Source organism: Alteromonas sp. M12, assembly GCF_037478005.1.
Lineage (GTDB): Bacteria > Pseudomonadota > Gammaproteobacteria > Enterobacterales > Alteromonadaceae > Aliiglaciecola > Aliiglaciecola lipolytica_A.
Genome location: NZ_CP144164.1, coordinates 2,980,162 through 2,993,670, shown reverse-complemented (window position 1 = coordinate 2,993,670; position 13,509 = coordinate 2,980,162). Strand labels below are relative to the sequence as shown.

Here is a 13,509-nt window from a genome sequence, read left to right as displayed (position 1 = left end):
AAAGTTAACGACAGCGATTATCGTTTGTGATTCTCTATACTATAACCCACAATTTCGAAAGCGTAACCTTAAAATTATGCACAAAAAGCTTAAGCGCTAATTGGTTTTTTAATGAAAGTAATAAATATGCTCAATGGTTAAGTTGAGCACTAAATTCTTGCCAATCTATGCTAATTACATACTTTAGTCTCTTGTGAATTAGTGATTATCGGTGCCAACAATAAAAGAGGCACAAGTTGTTGCACTGCCTCCAAGGTTAAAAATTCCGACGTTATTGGCGTTTTTAATTTGATAATCAGCACATTGATTGGTTGTTTGCTTATACGCATCTAACATCATTCTGACGCCAGTAGCGCCAACTGGGTGGCCAAGACCAATGAGTCCTCCGCTGGGGTTGATAGGCAAGTCACCGTCAAAGTTGATGATGTTGTTTTCAATGGCTTTCCAAGATTCGCCAGGGGCGGTTAAGCCGAGATGGTCAATCAGCATGTACTCGGTCATTGAGAAACAATCGTGCACTTCTAATAAATCTAAACTATGCACACTTTCCAAACCTGCGCGCAATAATGCATCGTCAAAGGTGCGTTTAACATGGGGAAATATCAAGCCATTATGTTCGCTCAACTCTAACTTACGATTCATCAATAAAGGCGCACTGCGATGTCCCCAGCCTTTTATCCTAGGGATTGAAGATAATGAAATGTTGTTTTTTGCCGCATATTCTGCCGCGTATTTTTGATTTGCTAGAAATACAACTGCTGCGCCATCGGTTATCTGTCCGCAATCTTGTTTTCGCAATCGGCCTTCGACAATGGGATTAAATTCATTATCATCGGTAAAGCTTTGTGCATAAAATTGCCAATTTCGGGTTTGAGAATTGGGGTTGCGTTTGGCATTTGCAAAGTTAAGTTCCGCTATTTTTGATAAATGACGGGTATCGAGGCCATACTTTTGCTGATAATGCTCCAGCAAGTCAGCAAACATTTTAGGCCAAACGTAACGACAACCTTCGGTTTCTTTCCCCACCCAAGCGGCCGATCCTAAATACTCAGCCCCCAGCGCAGAGTTGACATTGCGCATTAGTTCTATGCCCATCACACAAGCTACTTGGTAATGGCCAGATTCTAAATCGCGCATGGCACTTAATAAGGCCATTGAGCCAGAAGCACATGCAGCTTCGTGTCTTGACGTTGGAATGTCACCAAACTCCGGTGCTGCGTGGGCAAAAAAACCGTTTAGTTGCGCTTGTCCGGTGAATAGATCTGAAACAAAGTTGCCTACATGAGCAACATCCACATCTTCTGCGTCAAGCTTAGAGTCGATTAAACCTTGTTGCAAACAACTTTCAAATAAGTCGTAAATACCTTTGTCTTCTCGAGCCCAATTGCGACTGAAATCAGTCTGATGACCACCTAAAATGTAAATGTTTTGCTCATTCATAGCGTTCTCTTTTAATTACTAAAACTTTTATAACCCGACAGCTTTTTCGCCGTTTACCCAGCATGTGTGGAATCCAACAGGCACGCGACTGGGTATTTTTAGTCGACAAATCGGCCCCGCATCCACTTTTTTTGCATCTAGAATGATGGCTTCACTTTCACCAGTGTCAGCATAGGTGAGAAAACTAATGAGATATCCATCATCTTCATTTACCGCATTATCTGCTGGTGCAAAAGGTGTTTCAGAGCCACAAGAACCTTCTGGGAAGGTATATACTTGCTTTTCTCGAGTTTGGTGATCAAATTTAAACACGCCACTAAAATTAATTAACGAATCCGTTGGCATGAGTGTGGAATAACTATATCGATACTTTTTACCTGTGTAGAAGTCGGCATTGATCATGGGAAACTCAACATTGGCATCGTCAAGTTGCTCTTCTTGGGTTTCTCCGGTGCTTAAATCAAATGTCCAACGATACAGTTTTACATCTTTCCAGGTGCCTGCAGACTCCATTCTTTCTATTACCCCATCTCCAGGTTTGCGCGGTGAAATAGGCTCAGGTTGGCGGCATCCATCCATGATGATTTTGCCATCTTCTTCATAGGCGTTAACCGTGTGGTACATATAACATGCGCTAGCATCAAACCACTTAATGTCTGCTTGATCTCCATGTCTGGGGATGACGGCGAAACGACTTGGGCGGTCTTTGAAAAAGTGTAAACCGTGGCTACCTTTATTCCAATGCAACGGTAAGTCCATCAAGATTGAATAGTTTTCAGTAATCGCCATGTCGTGAGGAAGCCTTGCCCCAGGTAAAGGTATTTCAACATAGTTTGTCAGCTGTCCGTTTTTATCCACTACACCGTATGTCATATATGGTTCTTCCATGTTGTAATCGAAGAACATCAATTCACCTGTGGCGTCATCAACTTTACAATGGGCGGACATCTGTCTTGGCAGTTTACTATTAAAGGTTTCCTGTCCTTCCGTTTCCAGTGTCACAGGGTTTACTCTGTAAGGAATGCCGGTTTGATAAAAGGTGGTTAGAAGAGCACCGTTATGCCAAACCACATCTGTATTTGAGGCATCCTTGATGGAAAAGTCACTGCCACTGCCTGGAGGAGAGTTAGGATCAGGGCGAGGCATCGCATATCCTGGCCACAATATTTTTTGCGCTTCACTTTCCATATTAAAGTGTTTGGTTCGGATCCAGCGATTTTTATAACTTGCTTTACCATCTTTAAACGAGAGGGTGTGTAACATGCCGTCTCCATCAAACCAATGATGTGGACCTTTACTGGCAAAGCGCGGGTTAGCACCGTTTCTCACATAAATGCCAGTGAGATCTGCGGGTACTTGACCTTCTAAAACCTCCAGTTCTTGTTCGCTGTGCTCGAACTTTGTTGGACCTAATGCTCCGTGTAAATAGGGGTTAACATTGTGATAGTGATCTTCGGAAGCGGTCCATTCAGGTGTATCTTGTTGCTCATACTCTTTAATCAAATTACTTTTCATGGGGTTTCCTTATAGTACTCAATTTCTGCTGTAAATCGTGTTTAATCGGTTATTTACGATGCTATGGAGAGCTTATGACGCATAACCTTACCTAATGGATTACGAGGTATTTCATTCACTAGAATGAGTTTCTCTGGGAGCTTGAATGATGCGATATTTTGTTGTTTTAAGTAGTTAACAACATCAGCCAAAGTGAGGTGTTTTTCTGGTTTTAAGGTGGCGAATACGGCGATACGTTCACCCAATATTTCACAAGGGTAGGGGGCTACCGCAACATCTAGAATATCGTCATGGGCATTTAAAAGGTTATCTAGTTCAGCGGGCGCGATATTCATTCCGCCACGAATAATTAAGTCCTTGCATCGACCAATAAAGGTATAAAAATCTGGATCTTCAGAGGAGATTTGAAACAAATCACCAGTTTTGAAAAATCCGTCATCGGTAAAGCAACTTTCGGTTTTTTCAGGAGATTTATAATATCCATCAAATACACCAGCACCTTTAATTTGCAGTTCACCAGACTTATCGTGAGCCGATACTTGCTGATTAGTTTCAACGTCAATTAATCGAGTCTCTAGCAGGCTACTTGCGCGGGGAAACAATCTTGCTCGTTTCTCTGGACGATCAGTTTCATTTGGGCCACACAACAAACTCATCCCTTCGTTTGAACCAAAGTGATTAACTATTTCGATATCGAAAAGTTCTTTGTAGCCTTCAACCATCCACACATCTAGCGGCGCTGAACCTGAGCCTATAGCTCTAATAGTTGAAAAATCGACGGCATTTTTTAGCTTTTCATCTTTGAGTATCGTGTTTAGCAACGCGGGAGGTGCAAGTGTGTAATTGACTTTTTCAGTCACTATTTGTTGTAAAAAAACCGGTAAATTCAAAGGGTGGTGTAATACCAGTTTGCCACCGCTGTATAACCAACTTAAAAACATTCCACCGATAGATGCCATGTTGATCAACGGAAAAGGATTAAGCAATGTCTCGTTATCTTGAATTTGATTTCCTAAGTAGGTGGCTTTACCAATCGCCAACCATTGGTTGTGACTACGAGGAACGCCTTTCGGGGTGCCTTCGGTGCCTGATGTCCAACAAATTGTAATGAGATCATCGGCACTAATGTTGTGCTTCTGGCGGTAATCATTGTATAAAGATGCTTGTAAGGATTGGGTCATCTGTAACGACAAATTAGATACAGTACCGCCTTCACCCCAGCTCAGTATTTTGGGTGGCTGAGTTTGTAGCTCCGCTAATTGAATACTGCGCTGCATGCGTTCTAATAATGAGGTTTGTTTAAATTCTGGGTTTAAAACAATTGCTTTGGGTTGCAGTACGTTAAGGATGGTTGATAGTTCGCTTTCCTGATATTGCACAGGCACTGGGCTTAAAATAATGCCTAAACGTGAGGCAGCAAGGTAGGTAAATATTAATTCCACTACATTCGGCATTTGCACCAGAATAATGTCATCTTTACCTAAACCATTGTTCAATAAAACCTTGGTTAACTGATCTACTTTATCTTTTAGCTGGTTATAGGTTAACCGTTGAGGCTCGCTGCCGACTAAATCTTGTTTATCTAGTGGGTCAACTAAGGCATCACGTTCAGGGAAACGAGCGGCAGTTGCTTCAAATAAGTCATGAAGTCTTTGTGTGCCCCATTCTCCAGAGTTGTGGTACTGGGTGAGTCTATCTTGTTTCGAAATTATCATACTAAATACCCTAATTGACCTGATAAATGTGTTTGCTTTCAGACTTATGGCTAAATTTTGACTTTCCTAACGATTGAGTTCGGGGAGTCGGCATAAGGTGATGGCTGAACTGCATTACAAAGGTCATAAATCGTAATCCTCTATTAGAGTGACGCTAAATCACCGCCTAGTTAGGCGGTGTGAATTAACAACTTAAATTTTAGAAGTTATAGGTTAGTTCCAAGGCAATACTTCTAGGGCGATCGTATATGCCGTAATAGGCAACACCTGTTCCGCCGGTTAGGGTGGTTGAAAATGGTAATGAGTTCGATAGCGTCATTACTCTTTCATCGGTGATGTTGTTAGCAATCAGCGCCACTTTCCATTGGTCGTCGTAATCGGCTAAGGCTACCCGTACTCCCCATCTAGTATAGGCATCTTGTTCGGTATTCGGATCTATAGTGACACCCGCGTTGTACTTGTCGCTATATTCCATATTTAATCCATAAGTCAGATAGGCCCAATCGCCGAGATCTTGCTGGTATTGCAGTCGCAGACTTCCAGTAAGCTCAGGTGTATAAATCGCGCTTTCACCAGCAAGGTTACATAATCCATCTACGCTAGAGCTTAATACCTGATCAGGTAAAACCAGATCTGGAGCACATTGCGCCACATCAAAATCAAGGTATTCAAAATTCAAGTAAGCCAATGAAGCGTTGAGTACCAAAGACTCGGAAAGCAGCCAGCGACCGTCTAATTCGATACCTTTGGTTTCTGCTTCGGCTGCATTTTGTACGTTAAAACCGACAGTGCCATCAAATTGAGTGACTTGCAGATCTTCGTAATGCGTGAAGAAGGTAGCGGCATTGATTTCAATATAACCAAAACCAAATTTACCGCCTATTTCATAACTTGTAGCCTGTTCATCTTCAAATTCGAAAGAGCCTGGATTAACGGGATTATCAGGATAACTATTTGAGCGAATATCAAAGCCTCCGCCCTTACTACCTTGGGTATAAGAGGCGTAAAACATGGTATCGTCATCCAATTCGTATTGAATATTCAGTAATGGATCGAGTTGAGATTCTTTTCGAGTACCCTCTAAATCATGGGCATATATTTTTATCGCACCCATCATAACTTCGAAGCCGGCTTGGGGGCCAAATGCAGGAGAGCCTGGGAACAATGCATCGGCTGGTATACCACTGGTATTTTCGCCGGGTAAGTTCAGTACTCGATGTGCATCTTTTTCTTCTTTGCTATACCTTGCGCCAGCTGTCAAAGACAGCTTGTCGGTTATCCGCCAATTTAACTGAGCAAAGGCTGAGAATACTTGGGAGTCTTGTGAAAAATCTCTGTCCCAGCTACCGTTAACAATAGGTACGAAAGCAGGGTTTGCCGCAAACGTAGAGCCAAATAAAACGTTATCGTAGGTAATTAACTCATTGTCTTGTAAATAAATTCCGGCAATGTAGTCAATATCACCATCGGTTGGCGAGGCAACTCGTAGTTCTTGGCTCCATTGTTTGAAACGTTCCCCTTGAACTGAGCCGTTGAACAGATCTAGTCCAGTATAATCCACGTCAATGAGTTCATCGGTGTCATACTTTAAGTATGCTGAGGTTGAAGTGAGCGTAAAGTCATTTACCTCGTACTCCACTTTTAGCATTACGTTTTCTACTTTGTTGTCGCTTTCTTGGCCGTTATTTTGCGACTTGTAATCTTCATCAGTTTCAACGTAGAGTGCGCCACTAAAAATGCTTGAATAAGTACCAATAGGAGAGTGGTTTTCAATGGCTCTTCCGGCGGTATCAAAATTAGCGGTTTCGGCTTTCAGTAAAATGTTAAGGTCGTCATAATCCCATTCAAGCATACCGCGTAAATAAAGCTGCTCGGTATTGGGTTCAGTGCGCTCTAATGTTGTATTTTCTATCCAACCATCCATTTCGCGGTATGAGGCAACAAAACGCCCTTTTAGATTTTCGGTTAGCGGGCCGGAAATAATGCCGACTGTTTTAAATTCTTCCTGTTCGAATTCATATAGGGTAGAAATGGACGCTTCAAATTCATCTGTAGGTCGAGCAGACGATAGGCTAATAGCCCCAGCAATGGCGTTTTTACCAAATAAGATTGGCTGTGGTCCACGTAAAATTTCAACTCGTTCTAAATCAACTAGCGGTAACTGAATGAGTTGATCGCGACCGTAATACACTTCATCAACATACATAGCTACAGATTGTTCGAAACCTTTATTCCCGCCCGATGAAATACCGCGTATGCCTATTTGATTGGTTATGCCTGATTTGGTAATCGTAAGATTAGGAACAGAACTAGACATATCAGTTAATGAATTAATATTGGTGTTTTTTAACATGTCGCCAGATATTGCGCTGATGGAGATAGGAACATCCTGTAATCCTTGGGATCTTTTTTGTGCTGTTACCTCTATCACTTCTAGCGATAATTCTGAATTTGTGTCCTTGGTCTCTTGCGCTATTGAGTTAACACTGTAGCCCATTAAAAGTGCTGAAATGTATATAGCTATAGGCTTTTTTCTGTATTTAATTTGCATCGTTTGCTCCTAAATGCTTCAAACCGTGAATTATGTTTATTGAATAAATTTGTTGGTCTAATAACGCAAGTGATGTGACAATATACTTGTGGGTTTCTTAATGCAAGCTTTATTGTTAATTAAATGTGTATTTATTTAATAATATGTAACTATAAGCGGGGCGGAAGTTTGATAATTTATTTGATTTCCACAACTTGTGGTTAAATATCAGCGTATTAACGATTTATGATTAGAAAATGAATGTTGTTATTGTTAACCCCTTGCTTTGTTTTAATGATTGAATGGGATAGAGTTTATGTATGAATATTGAAACTCAAATAATCACCAACCCTGTGGCCAGAGCACTAAAAATCGTCGGCGATCGCTGGACTATACTGATTTTGCGAGATGCATTTTTAGGACGGCATAGATTTAGCGAATTCAGAGAATATAGTAAAATTGCCAGAGGAACATTGACCAATCGTTTAGAGTTTTTGCTTGAACAAGAGGTTTTACAAAAAGTACTTTATAGCCAAACTCCGCCTCGTTATGAATACAAACTCACCACTAAAGGTCTTGCATTATATCCTTGGGCGTTAATGGTTTGGGAGTGGGAAACCCATTGGGTGAATCAACCAAATGCTAAGTTGCCCTTGGTATTACAACACAATGTAGATAGCCAACATGAGTTAAAGCCAATCTGTGTATGCCGGAATTGCCGCTTAGAGGTTACCTATAAAGATGTGACAAGAGTAGAGAACAAAAGTATTGGTATAGTTCACACTGGCAATGTTGTAGATAGTATGAATACCCAAAGGCGCTCAAGAGGTTCCACTGTATCCGATGCGGATCATCGACTTGGACATATTATCGAAATTATTGGTGATCGCTGGAGTAGTCTGATTATAGCGAGTGTCTTTTTGGGGTTAAGCCGTTATGACGATTTTCAGCACAGCCTAGGTATTGCTACAAATATATTGGCAGATAGACTTAAGCAAATGGTCGACTTAGGGGTGCTAAAAAGGAATTTGTACCAACAGTCACCATCCCGTTATGAATATAAACTCACCGAAAAAGGAGAGTCCTTGTACGGTATGACGCTAGCATTGAGGCAATGGGTTTTAGATTATTTTACACCTATGGAACGACCTTATAAACTTATTCATAAAGCCTGCGGACATGATCTTGATGTGGATGTGATTTGTGCAGTTTGTTTAAGCAAACCCCAACCAGATAAAGTGGGGTTTACTGTTATCAAATAGTTTAACTTACTATTTTAAAGCTAATTCTCAGTGTGTTTTAAGCATGCGTTTCAACACTTTACCGACAGGCGATTTAGGTAATTCATTAATCACTTTTATCACTTTGGGAATTTTGTAAGCAGCTAAGTTTTTACGACAATGTTCAATAATAGTGGCTTCAGAAATGACATTTTCTTTTAGCACAACAAACAGTTGGACAGCCTCACCGGTATCCTCTGACTCTATTCCTACCGCAGCACATTCCTGAACATCGGAAAGTCGGTTAACCACTTGCTCTATTTCTGCTGGGTAAACATTGAATCCTGAGACAATAATCACATCTTTTATGCGATCAACAATATAGACAAAACCTTCCTCGTCGATTAACGCTATGTCACCTGTTGCTAACCAGCCGTCTTGTAATATTGCAGTTGTGGCACTTGGATTGTGCCAATATTCCTTCATGATTTGCTTACCCTTTATAAACAACTCACCTTTTTCGCCGGCCGCTAATCTTTGTCCTTTATCTCCAATAACCTTAATTTCTACTCCTTGCATTGGTTTGCCAACGGAGCCTAATCGACGATCATGTTCGCCGCGATTAATAATGACCCCAGCCGATGATTCTGTTAACCCGTAACCTTCATTAATCTGACAGTGTGTTAGTTCTTCCCAACGTAAAGCAACACGCTGGTTAAGAGCCATTCCTCCAGACAAGGTGAATTTTAAGCCTGAGAAATCAAGGGTTCTAAATAACGGATCTTGGCATAACATGTTAAATAGCGTGTTGATGCCAACAAAAAGACTAAACTTGCTGTCTTTTAACGCATTATGCAGCGCAGGTATATCTCGTGGGTTGGTAATTAAAATGCTGGTTACACCATATATTACGCCCACCACAATATGACCTACAAAAGCATAAACATGATACAAGGGTAAAGGTGCGGCGAAAATTTCATTACCAGCTTCAAATACCCCGGTGGTATCCCAAAAGCTGCGAGCGGCACTAACCAAATTTGCATGGGTTAATACCGCTGCCTTGGCTAATCCTGTTGTACCTCCAGTGTATTGTAACAAGGCTGTGTCGTCTGGAGAGGCGTAGACTGGCGTAAATTTGCAATTGCTGCCTTGGGTTAAACAATCCGTATATTCAATTGTATCAACTGTTAAGTTGTTAAGTTCTGCGGTTGCATTATTGATGTAAAACAAAACTGAGATATCAGACTCGTTAACTAAATTGCTGACCATTTCTATAGATGAACTTAATACAATTAGCGCTTTAGCTCCTGAGTCTTGATACATATGGGCCAGTTCATTTTCTGTGTATAACGGGTTAACGTTGACTATCACTAACCCCGCCCGCAAAGCACCCCAAGCTATTACGGCATAGGCAATACAATTAGGTAACTGAAGGGCAATCCTATCACCTGGTTGCAATTCGGTATTCTCTTGTAAATAGGCAGCGAAACTTTTTGATTGATGGTCCAACTCCATATAACTAATACTTTGTGAGCCACATTTAAAAGCGTTGTTTTGACTATATTGTTGACAGCCTTTGTCAAAAATAGACTGCAAGGAGACGGTTTCCGGTAATGCTAAGTTGTTATTAGTATTCATAAATAACTCAAAATATTGGTTAATTGCCAAAAATTATTGGGCACTAAAATGTGTATAGCTATGGCCATTTAAAAGTGCTCCGAATTGATTTCCATTAAGTTTTTTGCACCAGATTGAATAGTTAACTTTAAGGTCGCAGTGCGCGGTAATATGCGTTGAAAGTAGAAGCGGGCGGTATTGACTTTGCTGGTATAAAGATTTTTGTCTTCTGTTTCAGTATCTAGTTTTTGAATTGAAACTAGCGCCATTCGTGCCCAAAAGTAAGCCAATATGGTGTAGCCAGAAAACATTAAAAAGTCCACTGATGCGGCACCTAACTCATCGGCATCTGAAGCCGCAGATTTGCCAATTGTATTGGCTAATTCCAACCAGTCATTGGTTGATTGCTTAAGTGGTTCGATAAATTCTTGCATATTGGGGGTAGATTGATGGGTTTGACAAAACCTCACAATGATGTCGGTAAAGTTGGTTAATAAACTGCCCTTAGAGCCCATCACTTTTCTGCCGATCAGATCTAAGGCTTGAATACCTGTGGTACCTTCATACAAAGTAGAGATACGACTATCACGTTGGTTTTGTTCCATACCCCATTCTTTAATGTAGCCGTGACCGCCATAAACTTGCACACCGTGATGGGCTGCTTCACAACCTAGTTCCGTCATAAATCCCTTGCAGATAGGAGTTAGCAGCGCTAGTAAATGTTTGGCATGGATTTTTTCTTCAACTGACTGTCCATGTTCGGCAATATCGAGCTGTTGGGCAACATAATAAGCGAATGCTCTAAACCCTTCTGCAAATGACTTAATGGTTAGTAGCATACGGCGGACGTCAGGGTGAACTATGATGGGGTCGGCAGGGCCATCTGGATTTTTCACTCCACTTAGTGAACGCATTGCTAATCTTTCTTTGGCGTAGGGGACAGCGCCTTGATAGGCCACTTCTGAATGGACTAAGCCCTGCAAAGCGGTGGTTAACCGAGCTGAGTTCATAAAAGTAAACATGGCTTCAAGGCCTTTATTTGGTTGTCCAAGTAAGTAACCCTTGGCACCATCAAAGTTCATTACACAGGTGACAAAACCATGGACACCCATTTTATGTTCGATGGAACCACAGTTAACCTTGTTTCTGGCAGCTAATTTTCCGTTTTCTACCAAAAACTTTGGCACCACAAAAAGCGAAATACCTGCACTGCCAGCTGGTGCATCGGGTAAACGAGCTAACACAATATGAATGATGTTTTCGGCCATATCGTGTTCACCACATGATATGAATATTTTTGTTCCGGTAAGGGTAAACTCGGTATCAGATATAGGCGTAGCTTTGGTTTTTAATTGGCCTAAATCCGTTCCACAATGAGATTCGGTTAGACACATTGTTCCTGTCCATTTACCGCTGACTAAATTTGGTAGAAAGGTATTTTTAAGCGTTTCACTGCCATAACTAACCAGTGTTTTTATCGCGCCTTCACGTAAACCTGGGTAACCCGACCACGCAACGCTGCCACTGCATACCAATTCATTGACAATGATGTTCATAGATTCCGGCAGGCCTTGTCCGCCGTATTGTTCGGGCATTGCCAATGATGGCCAACCACCTTTACAATATTGTTGATAAGCGGCTTTAAAGCCAGTTGGTGTGGTAACGCCATCTGCACTCCACTTACACCCCACTTGATCACCAACCGCATTTAGTGGAGAAATTACATTTTCAGAAAATTTAGCCGCTTCTTCAATGATTGCCGTTTGAGTTTGACGATCTATCTCAACATCAATATTCAATTGTTGATAATGGTTGGAAAAGTTAAGCAGATCATCCATAACAAATTGAATATCGCGAAGTGGTGCTTTGTAAGCGGGCATAAAATGTTCTCCAAAGTAATGCGTTTTATGGGAGATTGTCGAGCAAATAGCTGAGTCTTCGACCGACAAATAAACGCAGTGAGTTCTTTAATGCAAGTTATGTTATGTTTTAGAGTCTCGTAAAGCAAGTAGGTTTGTTAATAAGTGAACATTTAATTTACATTTATGTAATAAAAGTGATGTTACACAGGGTTTTAACGAGCAATCTATTTGCAATATCAGACTATTGAAAAACTATATTGATAGGTGAAATGCTAGATTGATTAATGCTTATGATGGTTTATTTAAATAAGTTATATCAGGTTAGTTAGAGCCTGACGTTGAGTTTTTATGCTGTTGGAGTTACTCAACCTTTGAGCTGAAAATGTCATCCCATTCACGATCCAGTTGGGTCTGGGCGGCTTGTATCGATATGGCGCTATACATATTATTTTGTTTGTTAACTATGCCAAATCGAAGCAATTTATTTAACGCATCTTCAATTTCGAAATCTATTTCAAAATCGAATCGGCTGGCAAACCAATCTTCAATCTGCTGATCTAGTTGTTCACTGCTGATAGGCTGTTTAAATGTCAGTAAAAAATAATAGGCTAGTATCGCTTCTTTACATTCTTCTTCTTCCGCAGCATCAATTAGATGGTGAAAAACCCCAGCATTGTTGTCGAGATTTTTAAAATAGAGGTTATCAGCCAGTGCTTTCATAAATTTCAATTTACGATTTTTAAACTTACTCCATTCTTTGAATATAAACCCGCCAATTACCCCAGCTCCTGCGCAAAGAGCGATGAGTTCTTGAGTGCCAATTGTCACTGCTTTATCTGACAGACCAATCCAATAACTGATAATGCCTGCCATCAATAATAAAGACGCGCCTAGTTTTGTCACTAACACCACGGTTCCGCCAACTAACGCAGAGCCGCCGATAATGGCTTTGTCTAAGGTGCGCATGCGCACTTCGCTGTTGGGGAACAGCATTTCTAAATCCGCTTTTGGTACATTTTGGAATAACTTGATGATGGTTGAGTCAGGTTCAAAATTAACCGATTTCATTTTCTTTGAGGCAAAGTATTCAGCGTTTTTAAACTTTATATAAACTGCTACTTTGTCATAGTTGGTGAAGCTTACCTGCTGTTTCTTCAGACCCCAAAACTTGCTCAGTGTTTCGGTTTTCTGGTATTCGCCACGGCGATAAAATACCACTTCGGCGAAATCTTCAAATTCCACTTCCAGCCTAACTTTAAATAAAGACGCTTCATGCAACGCCTCTTGTAAATCCTGCTCGGTAACCTTTTCAAAGTTTGCGGCATTTAACACCTGAGCAAAGGTTTGCGCGAAAACCTGTTGTTTGTTATCTAAGGAATCTTTAGAGGTTGAATGAACGGGCAGGGTGTCTGAGTTAGGATCAAAGGGGGCGTAACTATCTTTTAATATTTCAAGAGTCTGATGATATTCAAAATGTAAGGTGCTCACCAGAATATGGCACAAGTCTATGAACGCATTTTTATCCTTTTCATTGAGCTGGCCTTGTTGCAAACAGGCGTTGATAAGATCCGTTTTTCGTAACGGAATAAACCGATCTTTCTTAATACTTT

The 13,509-nt window shown here is 40.9% G+C and carries 8 protein-coding genes; 1 reads left to right on the top strand and 7 read right to left on the bottom strand.

Annotation, left to right across the window (positions count from 1 at the left end; all coding sequences use genetic code 11):
- Positions 1 to 198: 198 nt before the first annotated feature.
- The 4 genes from VUI23_RS12930 to VUI23_RS12915 all read right to left on the bottom strand — a co-directional run bounded on the left by VUI23_RS12930 (position 199) and on the right by VUI23_RS12915 (position 7,221).
- The gene (locus VUI23_RS12930; protein WP_342804604.1) at positions 199 to 1,440 is read right to left on the bottom strand and encodes an acetyl-CoA acetyltransferase; all 1,242 of its coding nucleotides are present in this window, start codon (positions 1,438 to 1,440) and stop codon (positions 199 to 201) included.
- 27 nt (positions 1,441 to 1,467) lie between these two features.
- Entirely contained in the window at positions 1,468 to 2,955 is a 1,488-nt protein-coding gene (locus VUI23_RS12925) for a carotenoid oxygenase family protein (RefSeq protein ID WP_342804603.1), read from the bottom strand.
- Positions 2,956 to 3,008: 53 nt separating this feature from the next.
- A complete protein-coding gene (locus VUI23_RS12920; protein ID WP_342804602.1) occupies positions 3,009 to 4,670 on the bottom strand; it encodes a class I adenylate-forming enzyme family protein in 1,662 nt (553 codons plus the stop codon).
- A gap of 199 nt (positions 4,671 to 4,869) precedes the next feature.
- Positions 4,870 to 7,221: a TonB-dependent receptor gene (locus tag VUI23_RS12915; RefSeq protein WP_342804601.1), complete on the bottom strand. Its 2,352-nt coding sequence runs from the start codon at positions 7,219 to 7,221 to the stop codon at positions 4,870 to 4,872.
- Positions 7,222 to 7,520: 299 nt separating this feature from the next.
- Between VUI23_RS12915 and VUI23_RS12910 the strand changes: the two genes are divergently transcribed.
- A complete protein-coding gene (locus tag VUI23_RS12910; protein ID WP_303500607.1) occupies positions 7,521 to 8,462 on the top strand; it encodes a helix-turn-helix domain-containing protein in 942 nt (313 codons plus the stop codon).
- Positions 8,463 to 8,489: 27 nt separating this feature from the next.
- Here the strand turns inward: VUI23_RS12910 and VUI23_RS12905 are convergent, their stop codons facing one another.
- The 3 genes from VUI23_RS12905 to VUI23_RS12895 all read right to left on the bottom strand — a co-directional run bounded on the left by VUI23_RS12905 (position 8,490) and on the right by VUI23_RS12895 (position 13,504).
- A complete protein-coding gene (locus tag VUI23_RS12905; RefSeq protein ID WP_342804600.1) occupies positions 8,490 to 10,058 on the bottom strand; it encodes an AMP-binding protein in 1,569 nt (522 codons plus the stop codon).
- Positions 10,059 to 10,126: 68 nt separating this feature from the next.
- On the bottom strand, positions 10,127 to 11,917 hold the full coding sequence (locus VUI23_RS12900) for an acyl-CoA dehydrogenase C-terminal domain-containing protein (protein ID WP_342804599.1): 1,791 nt from the start codon (positions 11,915 to 11,917) through the stop codon (positions 10,127 to 10,129).
- Positions 11,918 to 12,259: 342 nt separating this feature from the next.
- On the bottom strand, positions 12,260 to 13,504 hold the full coding sequence (locus tag VUI23_RS12895) for a TMEM143 family protein (protein ID WP_342808290.1): 1,245 nt from the start codon (positions 13,502 to 13,504) through the stop codon (positions 12,260 to 12,262).
- Positions 13,505 to 13,509: the final 5 nt, after the last annotated feature.

What these genes read in the sequence shown, in the direction of transcription:
- VUI23_RS12905 (WP_342804600.1), bottom strand. Translation starts at nt 10,058, where the DNA reads ATGAATACTAATAACAACTTAGCATTACCGGAAACCGTCTCCTTGCAG.
- VUI23_RS12900 (WP_342804599.1), bottom strand. Translation starts at nt 11,917, where the DNA reads ATGCCCGCTTACAAAGCACCACTTCGCGATATTCAATTTGTTATGGAT.
- VUI23_RS12920 (WP_342804602.1), bottom strand. Translation starts at nt 4,670, where the DNA reads ATGATAATTTCGAAACAAGATAGACTCACCCAGTACCACAACTCTGGA.
- VUI23_RS12910 (WP_303500607.1), top strand. Translation starts at nt 7,521, where the DNA reads ATGAATATTGAAACTCAAATAATCACCAACCCTGTGGCCAGAGCACTA.
- VUI23_RS12915 (WP_342804601.1), bottom strand. Translation starts at nt 7,221, where the DNA reads ATGCAAATTAAATACAGAAAAAAGCCTATAGCTATATACATTTCAGCA.
- VUI23_RS12930 (WP_342804604.1), bottom strand. Translation starts at nt 1,440, where the DNA reads ATGAATGAGCAAAACATTTACATTTTAGGTGGTCATCAGACTGATTTC.
- VUI23_RS12925 (WP_342804603.1), bottom strand. Translation starts at nt 2,955, where the DNA reads ATGAAAAGTAATTTGATTAAAGAGTATGAGCAACAAGATACACCTGAA.